Source organism: Rhodoferax sp. GW822-FHT02A01, assembly GCF_038784515.1.
Lineage (GTDB): Bacteria > Pseudomonadota > Gammaproteobacteria > Burkholderiales > Burkholderiaceae_C > Allorhodoferax.
In genome coordinates, this window is record NZ_CP152376.1 from 3,051,986 (window position 1) to 3,069,343 (window position 17,358).

The 17,358-nt window shown below is 60.1% G+C and carries 12 protein-coding genes and 2 riboswitches; of the genes, 7 read left to right on the forward strand and 5 right to left on the reverse strand.

Annotation, left to right across the window (positions count from 1 at the left end):
- Positions 1–16 precede the first annotated feature (16 nt).
- From AAGF34_RS14295 to AAGF34_RS14305, 3 genes are read left to right on the forward strand one after another with little or no spacing between them, the layout of a single operon-like run.
- Entirely contained in the window at positions 17–415 is a 399-nt protein-coding gene (locus tag AAGF34_RS14295) for a bacteriohemerythrin (protein WP_342616395.1), read from the forward strand.
- Positions 416–2,956, forward strand: a complete 2,541-nt coding sequence (locus AAGF34_RS14300; RefSeq protein WP_342616396.1) for an EAL domain-containing protein — start codon at positions 416–418, stop codon at positions 2,954–2,956.
- Positions 2,957–2,992: 36 nt separating this feature from the next.
- The gene (locus AAGF34_RS14305) at positions 2,993–4,471 is read left to right on the forward strand and encodes a GGDEF domain-containing protein (RefSeq protein WP_342616397.1); all 1,479 of its coding nucleotides are present in this window, start codon (positions 2,993–2,995) and stop codon (positions 4,469–4,471) included.
- Here the strand turns inward: AAGF34_RS14305 and AAGF34_RS14310 are convergent, their stop codons facing one another.
- Positions 4,472–5,794, reverse strand: a complete 1,323-nt coding sequence (locus tag AAGF34_RS14310; protein ID WP_342616398.1) for a cytochrome c peroxidase — start codon at positions 5,792–5,794, stop codon at positions 4,472–4,474.
- A gap of 131 nt (positions 5,795–5,925) precedes the next feature.
- Between AAGF34_RS14310 and acpA the strand changes: the two genes are divergently transcribed.
- Positions 5,926–7,587, forward strand: a complete 1,662-nt coding sequence (gene acpA / locus AAGF34_RS14315) for an acid phosphatase (protein WP_342616399.1) — start codon at positions 5,926–5,928, stop codon at positions 7,585–7,587.
- Between the two features lie 169 nt (positions 7,588–7,756).
- Positions 7,757–7,859: riboswitch (TPP riboswitch) on the forward strand.
- Between the two features lie 52 nt (positions 7,860–7,911).
- Positions 7,912–9,195 carry a cytosine permease gene (locus tag AAGF34_RS14320; RefSeq protein ID WP_342616400.1) on the forward strand — a complete coding sequence of 428 codons (1,284 nt, stop codon included), beginning with the start codon at positions 7,912–7,914 and terminating at the stop codon, positions 9,193–9,195.
- Positions 9,196–9,200: 5 nt separating this feature from the next.
- Here AAGF34_RS14320 and thiD read toward each other — a convergent pair whose 3' ends face one another.
- The 4 genes from thiD to AAGF34_RS14340 all read right to left on the reverse strand — a co-directional run bounded on the left by thiD (position 9,201) and on the right by AAGF34_RS14340 (position 12,227).
- Complete coding sequence (gene thiD / locus AAGF34_RS14325) at positions 9,201–10,040, reverse strand: bifunctional hydroxymethylpyrimidine kinase/phosphomethylpyrimidine kinase (RefSeq protein ID WP_342616401.1); 840 nt, start codon at positions 10,038–10,040, stop codon at positions 9,201–9,203.
- Positions 10,030–10,698, reverse strand: coding sequence for a thiamine phosphate synthase (gene thiE, locus AAGF34_RS14330; RefSeq protein ID WP_342616402.1), 669 nt, complete (start codon positions 10,696–10,698; stop codon positions 10,030–10,032). The genes thiD and thiE overlap by 11 nt, the downstream gene beginning before the upstream one ends.
- Positions 10,692–11,522, reverse strand: coding sequence for a hydroxyethylthiazole kinase (gene thiM, locus AAGF34_RS14335; RefSeq protein ID WP_342616403.1), 831 nt, complete (start codon positions 11,520–11,522; stop codon positions 10,692–10,694). The genes thiE and thiM overlap by 7 nt, the downstream gene beginning before the upstream one ends.
- Before the next feature lie 38 nt (positions 11,523–11,560).
- Positions 11,561–11,654, reverse strand: a riboswitch (TPP riboswitch).
- Positions 11,655–11,690: 36 nt separating this feature from the next.
- Positions 11,691–12,227 carry a flavin reductase family protein gene (locus AAGF34_RS14340; protein WP_342616404.1) on the reverse strand — a complete coding sequence of 179 codons (537 nt, stop codon included), beginning with the start codon at positions 12,225–12,227 and terminating at the stop codon, positions 11,691–11,693.
- A 370-nt stretch (positions 12,228–12,597) separates the two neighbouring features.
- Here AAGF34_RS14340 and AAGF34_RS14345 point away from each other — a divergent pair, with 370 nt between their 5' ends.
- Both AAGF34_RS14345 and AAGF34_RS14350 read left to right on the forward strand, forming a co-directional pair.
- Positions 12,598–14,283 carry a PAS domain-containing protein gene (locus AAGF34_RS14345; protein WP_342616405.1) on the forward strand — a complete coding sequence of 562 codons (1,686 nt, stop codon included), beginning with the start codon at positions 12,598–12,600 and terminating at the stop codon, positions 14,281–14,283.
- A gap of 4 nt (positions 14,284–14,287) precedes the next feature.
- Positions 14,288–17,335, forward strand: a complete 3,048-nt coding sequence (locus AAGF34_RS14350) for a CheR family methyltransferase (RefSeq protein WP_342616406.1) — start codon at positions 14,288–14,290, stop codon at positions 17,333–17,335.
- Positions 17,336–17,358 lie beyond the last annotated feature (23 nt).

Here is a 17,358-nt window from a genome sequence, read left to right on the forward strand (position 1 = left end):
AGGCAGAGTGATTCGTATGGCGTATTTCGAATGGGCAAAAGACATGGAGATCGATGGCGGGGCCATCGATGCGGACCATCACCGGCTGGTGGACCTGGTCAATGATCTGCACACGGCAACCAGCGTGGGAGAGGGGCAGGCGGTGGTGGCAGACATACTGGCTTCACTGATCAAGTACACCAAGACCCACCTGAAGACCGAAGAAGAGCTGATGGCCCGCATGCATTTCCCCCATATGGAGGGACATCAGCGCGGACATGAGAAGTTCATCGAGGACCTCCTGAGTCTGGAGAAGAAGTACCAGAACGGCAGCATCACGGTGGCGTCCCAGTTGTCGACTGTGTTGCGGGACTGGCTGTCCTTGCATATCAGGCGCAACGACAAAGAGCTGCACCAGTATTTCAAACGTGGTTAGATGACACACAAGCGCGCAGGATCAGACAAGCCGCCCGCAGAGCGGGATTCAGCGCTTGCTCCGCCACAGGATTCACAAGAGTCCGCGCACAGTCTGCGCAGACTCGTTCTCAGCGAGGAGATGTACCGCAAGGCCTTCTTCCTGACCCCGGATGCGATGAATATCACTCGCCTTGAAGACGGGATGTATGTTTCGGTCAACCATGGCTTCACCCAGATCACGGGCTATGAGGAGTCGGATGTCATAGGCAAAACGTCTCTTGAAGTGGACATCTGGGTCCATGCCGAAGACAGGGCCCGCCTGGTGCAGGGGCTCAAGACCGATGGGATGGTCATCAATCTGGACGCACAGTTCCGGACCAAGCGCGGCTTCATCATCGATGGGCTCATGTCGGCTGCCGTGATCCGGCTGGGGGAAGTGCCGCACATCATCAGTGTCACATCGGACATCACCGACAGAAAGAACGCAGAGACCCAGTTGCAGAGAAGCGAGGAAAAGTACCGTCAGCTGGCAAACGACTTGCCAGCGTTCATCGTGACCTACTTGCCGGGCGGTGTTCTGACTTTCGCGAACCAGGCCATTGCAAAATTGGTCGGCATGGAGCCGCCTCAGCTGGTAGGGTTGAATTTCCTGAGCTTCCTCAATGAGTTCGACCGACAGGTGGTGCAGAAACGCCTGTCGCAGCTGACGCCGCAGCAGCCTGTGGAAGCCCATGAGCAGACCTATGTTGGCCCGGCGGGTGAAGTGGGATACCACCAATGGACCAACCGGGCCTTTTTCGATGCCGGTGGCGTTGTGACGCACTTTCAGGCCGTGGGAGAAGACATTACCGAACGCAAGCTGGCCGCGGAGGAGATGAAGATTGCCGCGACCGCATTCGAGTCGCGTGTGGGTATTGCAATCACCAATGCCAAACTGGCCATTCTGAAAACCAACAAGGCGTTTACCGACATCACGGGCTACTCAGCGCAAGAGGTTGTCGGCAAGACGCCGAAGTTGCTGAGTTCGGGGCGGCACGGGCCGGAGTTCTATGCCGAGATGTGGCAATCCATCACGCAGAAGGGAACCTGGGAAGGCGAAATCTGGAACCGCCGTAAAGGCGGTGAGGTCTTCCCCGAATGGTTGACCATCACCGCCGTGCGGGACGGCGCAGGCGTTGCCACCCACTACGTTGGAACCTTCACGGACAACACCTTGCGCAAGGTGGCGGAAGACCAGATCAAGACCCTGGCTTTCTACGATCCGCTGACCCAGTTGCCCAACAGAAGGCTGTTGATGGATCGGCTGGCCATGGCGCAGACCAACAGCTCCAGGCGGCAGCACCGGTGCGCCTTGTTGTTTGTTGACCTGGACAATTTCAAAACCATCAACGACACCGTGGGACATCAAGTGGGGGACAGGCTGCTGGAGGAAGTGGCCAGGCGCCTGTCACATTGCGTGCGCGAAGGGGATACGGTGGCGCGTCTAGGTGGCGATGAGTTCGTTGTGATGCTTGAAGACCTGAGTCTGCATGAATTGGATGCGGCCACACAGGCCGAAGCCATTGGCGAAAAAATTCTCAGAGCGCTCGATCAGGTCTACGAAATTTCCGGGCATCGCCACTACAGCACGGCAAGCATCGGCGTAACCTTGTTTGGAAGCGTCAAGAACGAAAGCATCGACGAGCCGCTCAAGCGCGCCGACATGGCTATGTACCAGGCCAAGGCTGCAGGGCGCAACGCCTTGCGTTTCTTCGATCCCAATATGCAAGCCGTGGTGGCGGCCCGTGCGGAGCTCGAGGCTGGCCTGCGCAAGGCGCTGGACCAGCATCAACTGGTGTTGCATTACCAACCCCAGGTATCCAAGGATCACCGCGTGCTGGGTGTTGAGGCTTTGGTGCGCTGGAAGCATCCGCAGCGGGGCATTGTTTCTCCGTCGGAATTCATCCCGTTGGCTGAAGAGACGGGGCTGATTCTGCCGCTAGGCGACTGGGTGCTGCGTGCGGCCTGTGCGCAATTGGTCGCGTGGTCTTCCAATCCCGATACCAGCCATTTGACCGTCGCCGTCAATGTGAGCGCGCGCCAGTTCCACCAGGAAAAGTTTGCTGAGCAGGTACTTGCCGTACTGGATCAAACCGGTGCCGATCCGCGCTTGCTCAAGCTGGAGTTGACCGAAAGCCTGCTGGTCACCAATGTGGAAGGCGTCATCGCCAAGATGAACAAGCTCAAAAGCCATGGCGTTTGCTTTTCGCTGGATGACTTTGGCACCGGCTATTCATCGTTGTCCTACCTGAAGCGGTTGCCGCTGGACCAGCTCAAGATCGATCAGGGGTTCGTCAGAAACATCCTGTCCGACCCCAATGATGCCGCCATTTCGAAGATGGTCATTCTGCTGGCCGAAAGCCTGGGACTTGACGTCATTGCGGAGGGTGTGGAAACGCAAGCCCAGGAACAGTTTCTTCATAGCCAGGGTTGCAGGTTCTGCCAGGGCTATCTGTTCAGCCAACCCTTGCAAGCCAGGGACCTGGAGGCTTATCTGCATCGATTTGCTGGCAGATCCTGATGTCACAATGGCGCATCCATTCGATGTGTCAAAAAAATGAGCTTGCCAACCACCCGCACTGAGCCATCCATCTCTGCCGATTTCGAGCAGATGTTTCATTCGGCACCCATATCGCTGTGGCTTGAGGATTACAGTGCACTCAAGACCCTGTTTGATGCCTGGCGCGCACAGGGTGTGACGGACATCGCATCGCATCTGCGGCAGTTCCCTGCATTGATCACCCAGTGCTCCAGCAGCCTGAAGGTGCTGAAGGTCAACCAGCAGACATTGCGCCTGTTTGCCGCACGCGACCAGCAGGATCTGGTCAGCCGGTTGCACGAGGTATTCCGGGATGACACCTTGGACCAGATGCTCTCCGAGCTGGTGCATCTGTGGTCCGGCAACTTGAGCTTTTCCAACCAGACCGTGAACTACGCGCTGGATGGCCGCCGCATGGATGTGCAGATCAACGTCAGCGTTCTTCAGGGGCACGAGTCCACCTGGGACCGCGTCATGGTGTCGCTGGAAGATGTGACCGACAAAGTGAAGGCGCGCGCCGATCTGATTGCCAGTGAGCGCTATGCCCGCAATCTGTTTGACTATTCGCCGGTGTCGCTCTGGGTGGAAGACTTCAGCGGTGTGAAGCAGCTGCTGGACGAGGCGCGCGCGCAGGGCATAGAGGATTTCCGCACGTTCGTGAGCGTGCACCCGGACTTCGTCGTGCGCTGTGCGGAAAAGATCAAGGTGCTGGACGTCAACCGGCAAACGCTGCAGATGTTTGCTGCCAGAACCAAGGAAGAGTTGCTGACCCGGCTGGATGTGGTGTTTCGCGACGAAATGCATGTGTCATTCACCGAGCAGCTGGCCGACCTGTGGAACGGCAGTACCAACCAGATGCGCGAAGTGGTGAACTACTCGCTGGCCGGCTCGCTGATTAACATTCACATGCAGTTTTCCGTCCTGAGCGGGCACGAAGACACGTGGGACCTGGTGCTGGTGTCTCTGGTGGACATCACCGCACGCAAGAAGGCCGAAGCCTATCTGGAATTCCTGGGCAAGCACGACTCGCTGACCAAGCTGCACAACCGCGCCTTCTACACGGAGGAGCTCAACCGTATTTCGCGCCGCGGCCCGTGGCCGCTGAGCATTCTGGCGATGGATCTCAACGGGCTGAAGTCCGTTAACGATGTGGAAGGCCATGCGGCAGGCGACGGTATGCTGCGCCGCGTGGGCGAGGTGCTCAGCAGCGCTTCGGCTGGCACCAACTATTGCGTGGCACGGGTGGGAGGCGACGAGTTCATTGCACTGCTGCCAGGCTGTGACGAACGCGTGGCCCAGGCCTTCAAGGAGCGCGTGGAGTCCTTGCTGGAAATCAACAACCAGTACTACACCGGGCGCAAACTCAGCCTGGCCATCGGCATCGCCACGGCACAATCCGCAACCCACGTAGATGCACTCAGCCATGAGGCGGACAAGGCCATGTTCGCTGCCAAGACGCGCTTTTACGAAGACACCAAGATGGAGCGCAGGCGCTAGTCAGTGTGAGTTCGCTGGCGGCTTATATCCGTCGGTGAGCGTGCGCAGGAACGCGACCACGTCGCGGACCTCGGCGGCATTGAGCGCAGGCTTGTCACCACGCTTGCCACCAAATGGGGCGTCGGTGTTGATGGCGATTTGCAGGTCGTTGGGTAGGTCGTCGAAACGCTGCACTTCGCCTTTGCTGTTGCGTGGGTAGTATTTCTCGGGGCGGGTGTCACGTTCAACGTAAAAGGCCACGGCCTCCTCCAATGTGTGGAATACGCCGTTGTGGAAGAAGCTCTTGCGTATTGCCACATTGCGCAACGACGGTGTCTTGAACCTGCCGCAGTAATCCTTGTGATCCGTCAGATCCGTGCGTATGGGGCCGCACAACCCCATGTCATACCAGTCTTTGTTTGCGTTGGCGGCAATCCTGTTGTTGCGCGGCACGCCCAGGGCAATGAGGCCGAAGTCAGTGAAGTCCGGGAATGCGCCGCGTTTGACAGCGCTCACATGGCAGGATGCGCAGTTTCCTTTCTCCGGATCGTTGAAGGCACGCATACCGCGTAGCTCCTGTTGGCTGAGTTGGGTTTGGCCCCGCAAAAAGGCATCGTACTTGCTGTTGTAGGGATAGAAGTCTTCAGGATTCTGTTGAAACACCTCCAGCGCCCACAACAAGCCGTTCCAGGCCTTGTCGGGCGTGTCCAGTACGTGGGGGCCAAAAGTTTCGCGCATGCGCCGCGCGCTGGCAGATTGCTGCAACTGCCGAACCACACTGGCCGAGTCTGCATTGGCCATTTCCAGCGGCGACAGCAGGGGGAGCTGGGCTTGCTCATGAACACTGCTGACACGGCCATCCCAGGTGCTTCCGCCGGTAGGGCCTTGGTCCTCACTGTCGTTGCCATCGTTATCACTGAAGTGCTCGTTGAACGGTGGTGTTTGCTGGCGATAGGTCAGCGATGGCACCGCGCGCAGTCCGGGCGTGCGTAGGGCCGGGCCACCCAGTTGCACAGGTAGTGCATTGGGTGGGCCGTAGGCATGTTGCGGACTATGGCAGGACGCACACGACATCTTGCCGGACGCCGACAGAGCCGTGTCAAAGAACAGGGCCTTGCCCAACTCTGCGAGTTCTTTTGCACTGGGGCGGCGCTCGAATGCCGTCTCATAGAAAGAGCGTTGTGGTGCTGGGGCTGAGGCCGCATGTGCCGGTGCAGATAGGGCAGGCGTTGCCGGATTGCAAGCGGTCAGCCAAACGGAGCACAACAAGGCAATGGGAAGAGTGGGCGTGACGACGCGCGCCGCTGAGCACCTCAGAAAGCGGCAAAGAACGTGAACTTGCATGCATTCAGCTTACTTTTGCCGTATGACGGTTGGGTGACAAGACCTTCCACCTTCATGAAGTTGTCTTAATGCGTCGATACATTGGGCCTTTCGACAAACAAATTTTGGTAGCGCTCATGAAGAATTCGCCGATGAAAGCATGGTTCCCACTCACAGCAGTAGCCGCTCTGGCACTTACCGCCTGCGGCAGCGGAGACACTGATCCGACCAAGGTTTTGCAATCCAGAATCAAGAACGTTGTGGTGATATACGCAGAGAACCGTTCTTTCGACAGCCTGTACGGCAAGTTCCCAGGGGCCAACGGACTCAATGCTGTGCTGGATGCCAATGGCAACCCGACTTCCGCCTATATTCCTCAAAAGGACCGTGATGGCACTACAGTACTGGCCACGCTGCCGCAAACCTGGGGCGGTGTTACGGCTGGTGGTGTCACGCCGGTTGTGACGCAGGCGCAAAGTGCCAATTTGCCGAATGCACCTTTCTCAGTGGAAACGGCTTTTTTCGCGGCTTCTGGCTCCAAGTTGACCACCAGCACGGTGACACGTGACCTTTTTCACCGCTTCTTTGAAAACCAGATGCAAATCAACGGTGGCAAGAACGACATGTTTGCTGCGTGGGCCGATGGTGGTGGTCTCACCATGGGAGGCTTTGACTACAGTGCGTCGCCCATGTTCAAGTTGGCCAAGCAGTACGTGCTGGCAGACAACTTCTTCCAGGCGGCGTATGGTGGCTCTTTTCTGAACCACCAGTACCTGGTGTGTGCTTGTGCGCCGGAATATCCCAACGCAGATACGGCGACCGCAGCGCCTACCATTGCGAAACTCGATACCGATGCGTCGGGCAATTACCTTCCCAAACTGACCGTCAAAGGCACCAGCCCGGCCTCGGCAATGACAGGTCCAGCCGCTTTCCTGCTGAGCGGCAACATCACACCCGCCAACTATTTTGGTGATGGCAAGTTCTACGCCGTCAACACCATGCAGGCGCCTTACCAGCCCAGCGGCAATCCGCCCGCCAACGTGACTGGCAACAATGCTTTGTATGCCGACACCACCAAGGCCACCACATTGCCCCCGCAAACCGCCACCACCATCGGTGATTTGCTGGATGCCAAGAAGGTGAGCTGGAAGTGGTATTCGGGCTCCTGGAACAACGCGGTGACAGACGGCATGCAGGCACCGACGGCCACCCGCAATGTGATCTACAACGGCAACACCTTTGGCGTTGCAACGACCGCCAACCTGGACTTTCAGCCGCATCACCAACCGTTCAATTACTACGCCAAGTTTGATCCGGTGGCCAATACCGCCAACCGCACGGCACATCTGAAGGACTACACCGATCTGGTCGCCGATGCCGCCGCAGGTACATTGCCCGCCGTGACTTTCTACAAACCGGAGGGGCTCTACAACCAACATCCCGGCTACGCCAACATCTCCGATGGCGATGCCCGGATTGCAGACCTGATCGCCAAGTTGCAGGCCAGCCCGCAGTGGAACAACATGGCAATCGTGGTGACCTACGACGAGTTCGGTGGTCAGTGGGACCATGTGGCACCACCCAAGGGTGACAAGATTGGCCCTGGCACGCGCATTCCCGCATTGGTGATTTCGCCCTGGGCCAAATCCGGTACCGTGGACCATACCCAATACGACACGGGCTCGGTCTTGCGCCTCATTACAAGAACCTTTGGTCTGGACACCTTGCCCGGCCTTGCCGCGCGTGACGCCGCATTGAAGGCCAATGGTGCATCGCCCATGGGTGACATGACCAACGCGCTGATTCTGAATTAATTGTTCCATCCGCCCGTCCGCTGTGGCGGGCGTTTGCAAGACGCACGTGTTGCAAACACGGTAAGCGCCTGACCGGAACGCCGGGCAGGCGCTTTCTCTTTGGGCCATTCGGGGACCCGTTTCTGAGCACCTGAGCACAGAACATACAATATGCCCGTGCTCGCTGGAGCACATTCGCTAGGGGTGTTGGTCCGCGCAATCGGACTGACTGAGAAAGTCCCTTTGAACCTGATTGAGGTAATCCTCGCGCAGGGAAGCAGTTTCAGACGGCACTGAGCCGTAGTCTCCCGCTTACCTGCCAACACTTTTGCATGGAGCAACAGGATGGCAACGACAACTACCGGCACTTCGTCCGGATCTACCAATTACGCATTGGGCAGCCTGCCCGCCAGTGAGCGCGTCTTCAGCTGGCATGAGCATGCTTCGCTCTGGTTCAGCCTGGGGGTGGGCCTGCTGGTGATGCAAATGGGCGCCTATCTGGTGCCCGCTGTAGGCACGCGTGATGCGGCTATTGCCATCTTGCTGGGTACCGCCGTGGGTGCAGGCCTGCTGGCCTGGACTGCCAAGCTGGGCGCGGACAGCGGCCTCACCAGCGCGGGCCTGATGCACAAGACCTACGGTCACTGGTTTGCCCGGCTGCCGGTGTTTCTCAATATCGCGCAACTGATCGGCTGGACCACGTTCGAGCTGGTCATCATGCGCGATGGCACCTTGGCCATTCTCAAACAGTCCCTGGGGTTGCCGCTCGAAGGCTGGGTGGGCAACGCGGCGACCACGCTGTTGTGGGGCGCGGTGCTGACGCTGCTGCTGGCCGGGTCCATGACCCAGCTGGTGCGCAAGATCATCGGCCGCTATGGCCTGCCGCTGGTGCTGCTGTCGCTGCTGTGGCTGAGCTGGCAGTTTGGTGGCAAGGTGCAGTCACACGGATTCGCTGCCTTCATGGACCGCGCGGGTGACGGCAGCATGGGCCTGCTTGCTGCCATGGATCTGGTCATTGCCATGCCGGTGTCGTGGTTGCCGCTGGTGGCGGACTATGCACGCTTTGGCAAGAGCGGACGCGGTGCCTTCTCGGGTACCTGGGTCGGCTACGCGGTGGCCAATGTCTGGTGCTACGCGCTGGGTGTGATGGTGGCCAGTGTGTCGGCCCCCGACGCCGATCTGGTGGGCACCTTGCTGCTGGCGCAAGGCGGCCTGATTGCGCTGAGCCTGATCCTGGTCGACGAAATCGACAACGCCTATGGCGATGTGTATTCCGGCGCGGTTTCCACCCACAGCCTATTACCCAAGTGGTCCATCCGCACCTGGGGCATGCTGCTGGCGGTGCTGTGCACCGTGCTGGCACTGGTGCTGCCCATGCACGACCTGGAGCCTTTCCTGCTGATGCTCAGCTCCGTGTTCGTGCCACTGTATGGCGTGATCCTGGGGCGCCTGGGCTTTGCAGAAACCCGGGGTAGCTCGGGCGTGAAGGTGGATTTTGTCGCCGCCGGCATCTGGATCGCAGGCATTGTCGTGTTCCAGGTGTTGACGAATTTGGCGCCGCAGTGGGGTGCCACCTTGCCCACCCTGCTGCTGACCGGCGTGCTGGCGGTCGTGACCCGCAAACCCTGAGCGTTTCAGCGCGGCAAGCGCACCATGGCCTGGGGTGCGTAGCCGTGGTTGAGTGGTCCGCTGCCTTTGCCGGTGCGCACCTGCGCACCGTGCAGCAGGGCGCCCCGTATGTAGCTGCGGGCAGATTGCACCGCCTCTGCCAGGGGTTGGCCCAGCGCCAGATGGGCGGCGATGGCCGAAGACAGAGTGCATCCGGTGCCATGCGTGTTGGGCGTGTGGATGCGGCTGTCGCGCATCCAGACCTTCTCGCCGGTCGCCAGCGCCAGCAGGTCACTCACTGCCTCACCCTGCAAGTGCCCGCCCTTGACCAGCACCGCGTTGGCGCCCATGGCTAGCAGGGCGTTGGCTGCGGCTTCCATGTCGGCTTCATTCTGAAGCTTGCGCTTCACCAGCAGCCCCGCTTCGTCGAGGTTGGGCGTGATCACAGCCGTGCGCGCAAACAGCTCACGCACCAGGACGTCTATGGCCTCGTTGTCGATCAACACCGCGCCGCTGGTGGCGACCATCACCGGATCGAACACCACTTTCTGCAGCGCGTGACGGTCAATGGCCTGGGCCACGGTGCGCACGATCTCGGGGGAGTGCAGCATGCCGATCTTGACGGCATCCACGCCAATGTCTTCCACCACCGCATCGATCTGATCGGTCAGCATCTGCGCCGGCACGCCATGGATGGCGCGCACGCCCTGGGTGTTTTGCGCGGTGAGGGCGGTGATGGCCGTCATGCCAAAGCAGCCCAGCGCGCTGAAGGTCTTCAGGTCGGCCTGAATGCCGGCGCCACCGCCGCTGTCGGAGCCGGCAATGGACAGTACACGGGGGTAGGTGAATGGCAAATCAATGGGCATCGATCAGGTCTCTCAAGTGTTGGCTGGCGCTGCGCGGGTCATCGGCCGAGCAGATGGCACTGACCACGGCCAGGCTATCGGCCCCGGCCTGCAACACGGCAGCAGCGTTGTGGGCATGGATGCCGCCAATGGCCACCAGCGGCAGCGGCGTTGCGGCGCGTGCGCGCTGCAGACCATCCAGTCCCCAGGGCGTGGCGGTATCGGTCTTGGTGGGAGTGGCATAGACCGGGCTCACGCCTAGATAGTCCACCGGCAGGCTCGCGCTTTGCATCACTTCGTCCAGTGTCTCCACCGACCAGCCGATGAAGACCCCCGGCGGGAGCAAGGCGCGTGCCGCTGCCACCGGCAGATCGCTTTGCCCCAGATGCACACCCTGTGCGCCACACGCCAGGGCAATGTCCAGCCTGTCGTTGATGATGAGCGGAATCTGCAAGGGCTGCAGTAGGTCCATCAGGGCCATGGCCAGCGCGTGGAAGTCGCGGCTGTTTGCGTGCTTCTCGCGCAGTTGCACGCAGGTCACGCCGCCCTGCACCGCAGCCAGCACCACATCGGTCAAGGTGCGACCTTTCAGGCTGGGTTGGTCGGTGACCAGATACAGGCGCAGAGCTTCGCGCAGCCGCTCGCGGCTCCAAGGTGTGGCCTGAGCGTGAGTTACCAAGGCTTGAATTCCATCTTCAGACGCTGCTCCAATGTGGCCTGGTCCAGCAACTGCAATTCGTCGAGCATGATCACCTGCATGCTGCCCACGCCCTGGCGGCGTACCACGGCCTTTTCGGCAGCCACTTCACCGACCACGCCCATCAGCGCCATGGCAGAGACTGTGGCGCGCCAGGCGTCGGGCTGCACGGCGCAGAAGGCGCCGATCAGGGCCGTGGCCGAGCAGCCCACGCCGGTGATGCGGGTCATCCATTCATGGCCGTTGCCCAGCAATGCCCAGCGTTTGCCGTCCACGATGTGGTCGGTCGGGCCGCTCACGCACACCACGCCACCGGTGCGCGCCACCAGGGCGCGCGCCGCACCCAGCGCATCGTTGGATGCGGCACTGCTGTCCACGCCCTTGGTCTGCACATTGGCACCAGCCACGCTCATGATCTCCGAGCCATTGCCGCGAATGACGGTGGGTGCAGCGGTGCCCAGCAACAGCTCGATGCTCTCGTTACGGTAGGCCGTGGCACCGGCACCCACCGGGTCCAGCACCGTGGGAATGCCACGCTGTGTGGCGGTCTGCAAGGCCAGGCGCATGCTCTCGATCCAGTAGGGCTCCAGCGTGCCGATGTTGAGAACCAGCGACTGCGCAATGCCGGCCATGGCCTGCACCTCTTCGTGGGCATGGGCCATCACGGGCGATGCACCGGCGGCCAGCAGCACATTGGCGTTGAGGTTCATCACGACAAAGTTGGTGATGCTGTGTACCAGGGGGGCACGCTCTCGCACAGCGGTGATGTCGGCCCAGATGTCGGAGGGGGAGAGCAGGTCGGTCATGGTCTTCCTAGTGTGGTCAGGGACCGGGACCATGCAAAGAGCAGCGAAGCGGGCTTCCCTACGCTGGCATGACCCAGATCAGGTTCAAAGAGTATTTCTCAGCCACCGGCGGTGGCACCTCTAGCAGGGTGGATTATCGGTGATGTTGTGGTGCAACCGAAAGAAGCCTCACTTCATCTTGGAAGCCAGCTTGATGGTGTCCCCTGCCACCATGAACAGGCCATGTCCCCGGTGGTGGAGCGTGTCCGGTTTCTTGATTGAAGTATCTACCCAGGCTTTGATCACCTCCAGCACAAAGAAGCCGTAGCGATTGACCATGCGCGTATCGGCGACCCGGCACTCCAGGCTGGCGTAGCACTCGGCAATCAGGGGCGCGGCGACCAGCGATGCCGGGGTGCGGGTCAGGCCGAATGCCTGGTACTTGTCCATGGCTTGGCCGGTGCTGTTACCGCACTGCACGACCTTCTTCGCAAGTTCAGCAGTCGGAATGTTGAGCACGCATTCTCGGGTGGCCCTGAGCGCGGAATAGCTGAAGTTGCCTTTGCTCACCACGCATCCCACCATCGGTGGCTCGAACTCCATCATGGTGTGCCATGACTGTGTCATGACATTGGACGCCCCCTTGTGCGCTGTTGTCAGCAGCAGTACCGGGCCGGTTTCCAGCAGTCCATACACCTTCGCCAGGGGGAAAGTTCGTTTGGGCATGTCGTGGGACTCCTGAGTCGGGTTGAATATCCTGCGGATCGGGTCACTCTACATCTTCAACCAAGCGACACCTGAACCGCAATCGTGTGAAACTGTTTCAGATCAAGTAGTGGTGCAGCCCCTGGCATAGAATGGCCCAATAGCTAAAGCCCACGAAGCCGTGGGACAGCGTGGCTCCGGGAGGGGCCGCCATGTTTTTCTTCATCCCTGCAAACTAGGGTCAGCCAAGCCTGATCGGTTCTTCGTACCCAAGAAGTCCGCTTCCCATCCAATGGGCAGCGATTTGTTTCTGGCTCTTTGTCGAGCCACGGCGGATGAACCTGCGCAGTGCAAGCTGCATAGCCACCTGCCACCCCCCTGGAGGTGCGATATGGGTATTGGTTCGGACGAGGATAGTTCTGCAGCGCCACAAAAGCCCGACCTGGACGCGCTGGATGTGCGGCAAGCAGACCGGCAGGAGCGCCGTGCAATCGTCAGCCCACTGACCTCCAGACAACTGGTGCACGAACTGCGTGTCCATCAGATTGAACTGGAGCTGCAGAACGAGGAGCTGCGTCGCATGCAGATTGAGCTCGCTGCCGCGCGTAGCCGCTACTTTGATCTGTATGACCTGGCGCCTGTGGGCTATTGCACCTTGAGCGAGGCGGAAATCATTCTGGAGGCCAACCTCACAGGAGGCAGTCTGCTGGGCTTGTCGCGCGATGCGCTGGTGGGCAAACGCTTCCAGAACTTCATCTGGGCAGCGGATCAGGATATCTACTATCTGCACCGCAAGAAACTCTTTGATACGGGCCTTCCCCAGTCGTGTGAGGTACGTCTGCTGCGTGCCGGTGGCAGTACCTTTTGGAGCTTGTTGCGTTCCACCTTCGACTCCGGATCGACCACCAAGGCGCTGCACCGACTGGTGCTGACCGACGTGAATGAAAGAAAGCTGGAGCAGGACCACATACGCATCAGCGACATTGCACTCAAGGCTGTATCACAGGGTGTGCTGATCGCCAGTCCGGAGTTGCAGGTGGTTTCCGCCAATCAGGCCTTTCTAACGATGACCGGCTACTCCGAGCCGGAGCTGATCGGTGCTTCCTGCAGCATCTTCAATGGACCGTTGACCAATCCGGATACGCAGTGTGCATTCATGCAGGCCATCCAGGCGCAAAGGGACTTCAGCGGTGAGTTCGTCAACTACCGCAAGGATGGAAGCCACTTCTGGAACCAATTGGTGGTCTCCCCGGTACGCGATGGCCAGGGTCGACTGACGCACTTCATCAGCATCAATACCGACGTCAGCGTCCGCAAGGAGCTGGACCGTGTTCTGCTGGAGAAGAACCTGGAACTTCAGCGCACCACCGCCCTGGCCGAGCGTGCCAACCAGGCCAAGTCGGACTTTCTCTCCAGCATGAGCCACGAGTTGCGCACGCCGCTCAATTCCATCCTGGGGTTTGCGCAGTTGCTGGAGTCGGGTACCCCGGAGTTGACCACGCTGCAGCAAAGAAATATCCAGATGGTCCTGCGCGGGGGCTGGTATCTGCTGGCGCTGATCAACGAGATACTGGATCTGTCGTCCATTGAGTCCGGAAAACTCGCGCTGTCACTGGAACCGGTTGCCATATCGCAAGTGCTGGCTGATTGCCAAAGCCTGATTGCCCCCCAAGCGGAACGCAGCGGCATCCAGGTGAATTTTCCGGTGCTCAGCGATTCGCTGGTGGCCACAGCCGATCCCTTGCGGCTCAAGCAGGTCATCGTGAATCTGCTGTCCAACGCCATCAAGTACAACCGCGTCAATGGCGTGGTGGATGTGACGGTGAGCAGCGACGCGCAGCAGACGCTATGCATCCGCGTGCAGGACATGGGTGAGGGCTTGTCCGAGGAGAAGATGTCGCAGCTGTTCCAACCCTTCAACCGGCTCGGGCAGGAGTCCAAGGGAACGGAAGGGACGGGCATTGGCCTGGTCCTGACCCGGCGCCTGACCGAGTTGATGGGAGGCCGCGTCGGAGTGCAAAGCACCATGGGGGTAGGCAGTGTCTTCTGGATCGAACTCCGCGTGCCGCAAGGATGAAGGTATGACAAACAAGAAAAACGCCACACGCAGCACGGATGATCGTGCAGTGGCTGCTGTGGATTCCGGTGCAGTGTCTTTCCCTATTGTCGGAATCGGCGCCTCTGCCGGTGGTCTGGCTGCGTTTGAGGCCTTCTTCGCCGGCATGCCTGCGGACCGCGACACCGGCATGGCCTTTGTGCTGGTACAGCACTTGGCGCCCGACCACAAGAGCATTCTCAGCGACCTGATTCGAGGCTACACCCGCATGCAGGTCTTTGTGGTGACAGAAGGCATGGTGGTTCAACCCAACTGTGCCTACATCATTCCGCCGAGTTTTGACATGGCACTGCAGCTTGGCGCGCTGCATCTGGTCGAGCCACTGGCGCCGCGTGGCCAGCGTCTGGCGATTGACTATTTCTTCCAGTCGCTTGCGGAGGACCAGCAGGAGCGCGCCATTGGCATTGTGCTGTCGGGTACGGGTAGTAATGGCACGCTGGGCGTGCGTGCCATCAAGGGCGTAGGCGGCATGGTGATGGCGCAAAGCACGGCGTCCAGCGAGTTCGATGGCATGCCGCGTAGCGCCATCGCCACCGGTCTGGTGGATTACCAGCTGCCGCCAGCGGATATGGCGGCACAGCTCATGGCCTATGTTGCCCATGGCATGGGCAAGCTGTCGCGTACCGTCCATTCAGCCATGCCCATGAGCGAAAGCGCGCTCAAGGAAATATTTGTATTTCTGCGCACCCAGACCGGGCACGACTTCTCGCAATACAAGCCCAGCACCATCTGCCGCCGCATCGAGCGACGCATCACCTTGCATCAGCTGGACTCGCTGGAGACGTACGTCACCTTCCTGTTGCAAACTCCGACCGAGGCACAGGAGCTGTTCCGTGACCTGCTGATCGGTGTGACCAATTTCTTTCGTGACCCGCAGGCATTCCAGGTGCTGGCTGATGAAGTCATTCCCTCGCTGTTTGAAGGCAAGCCTTCTGGCGCCACGGTGCGTGTGTGGTCGGCCGGCTGCTCCACCGGCGAGGAGGCGTATTCGCTGGCGATTCTGCTGGTCGAGCAGATGCAATTGCGCAAGCAAAGCTACACGGTGCAGGTGTTTGCCACCGATATCGATGCCCGGGCTATCGCGGTGGCACGGGCCGGGCTCTATCCGGCTGGTATTGCCGCTGACATCAGCCCGGAGCGGCTGGCCCGTTACTTTGTGCAGGAGCCCGATGGCGCGGGCTATCGCATCCACAAAAGCATCCGCGATCTGCTGGTGTTTTCCGAACAGGACCTGATCAAGGACCCGCCTTTCTCCAGGCTGGACCTCATCAGCTGCCGCAATCTGATGATTTACCTGGACGCCAATTTGCAGAAGCGGCTGATCCCGTTGTTTCACTACGCGCTGCGGCCCGGCGGAACGCTGTTCCTGGGCAGCTCTGAGGGCATTGGCGAATACGACGCCCTGTTTGCTGTGCTGGATCGCAAGTCCAAGCTGTATCTGCGCAGCGGCGAAAAGTCGGCTGGACAGCCCAACCTGGGTTTCCTGCTTGCACCGCTGCCAACAGATGAGTCCCCAGCGCGCCAGGGGCGGCCTACCAAGGCAGCGTATTCCTTCAAGCCGCCCTTGCGTGAGCTGATGGAGCAGGAACTGATCAAGCGCGTGGCCCCGGCCGCGGCCTTGGTCAATGCCAAGGGTGACATCGCCTATCTGCATGGACGCACCGGGATGTACCTGGAGCCCAGTGCGGGGGAGGTTGGGGTGCAGAACATTCTCAGGATGGCGCGCGACGGGTTGCGTCCCGGTCTGAGTACGGCCCTGCGTACTGCTGCAGCCACGCAGAAATCAGGTGAAGCCCTCAACCTCATGGTCAAGACCAACGGGCACTACACGCAGGTCCATGTGCTGGTCCATCAGGTGGGCGCCAGCGGCGCGGGTGTACCGGAGGAACCGGTGTTTCTGGTCATCCTGCAGGATGCGCCCCACGCTGCGCCGCTCGCAGCGGCAAACGGCAGCGCCGACGTGACTGCATCTGACAGCCGCGCACGCATCGAGGCGTTGATGCAGGAGTTGCGGGCCAAGGATGAGTACCTGCAGAACACCCACGAAGAACTGGAGAGCTCCAACGAAGAGCTCAAGTCCAGCAACGAAGAAATGCAGTCCGTCAACGAAGAACTGCAAAGCACCAATGAAGAGCTGGAGACATCTAAGGAAGAGCTGCAGTCCGTCAACGAAGAGCTGGCTACGGTCAATGCCGAGCTGCAAAACAAGGTCACCGACCTCTCGCATGTCAACAATGACATGAACAACCTGCTGGCGGGCACCGGCATCGGCACGGTGTTCGTGGACTTCAAGTTGTGCATCCTGCGCTTCACCCCGGCAATCAGCAGCATCATCCATCTGATCCCTTCCGATGTGGGGCGCCCGGTGGCGCACATTGTTTCCAATCTGGTGGGCTACAGCAGCCTGGTGGCCGATATCAAGAAAGTCCTTGCAGATCTGGCGCCCCTGGAGCGCGAAGTGCAAACCCCCGAGGGACAGTGGTACACCTTGCGTATCCAGCCGTATCGCACCTTGGACAACGTCATCGAAGGTGCGGTGATTTCATTTGTCGATATCTCCGAAATCGTGCGCGTGCGCACTGCGCTGGCCACCACGCGTGCGCTGATGGAGCGCATCGGTGAATTGGCCAAGGTCGGCGGCTGGGAGTTCGAGGTGCAGAGCCGCGCACTGTACTGGTCTCCGGAGACTTGCAGAATTCACGAGGTGGACCCACCGCTTGCACCCACACAAGAGGCCTCGATCCAGTTCTATGCGCCGCAGGCCAGAACAGCAATTCAGACGGCTTTTCAGGCGGGCATGGAGCATGGGACCGCGTGGGATCTGGAGTTGCCGCTACAGACGGCCAGGGGTCGCGCCATCTGGGTGCGCTCACAAGGTATGGCCGTGATGGAGGCCGGCAGGGTGATACGACTGTTGGGCGCCATTCAGGACATTACCGAGCGCAAGCAGATTGAAGAGGCACTGCGGGAAGCGAACCACCGACTGCTGGCCCAGGCACAGGACCGGAACTGATTCGCTAAGCCCGCCTACTTTTC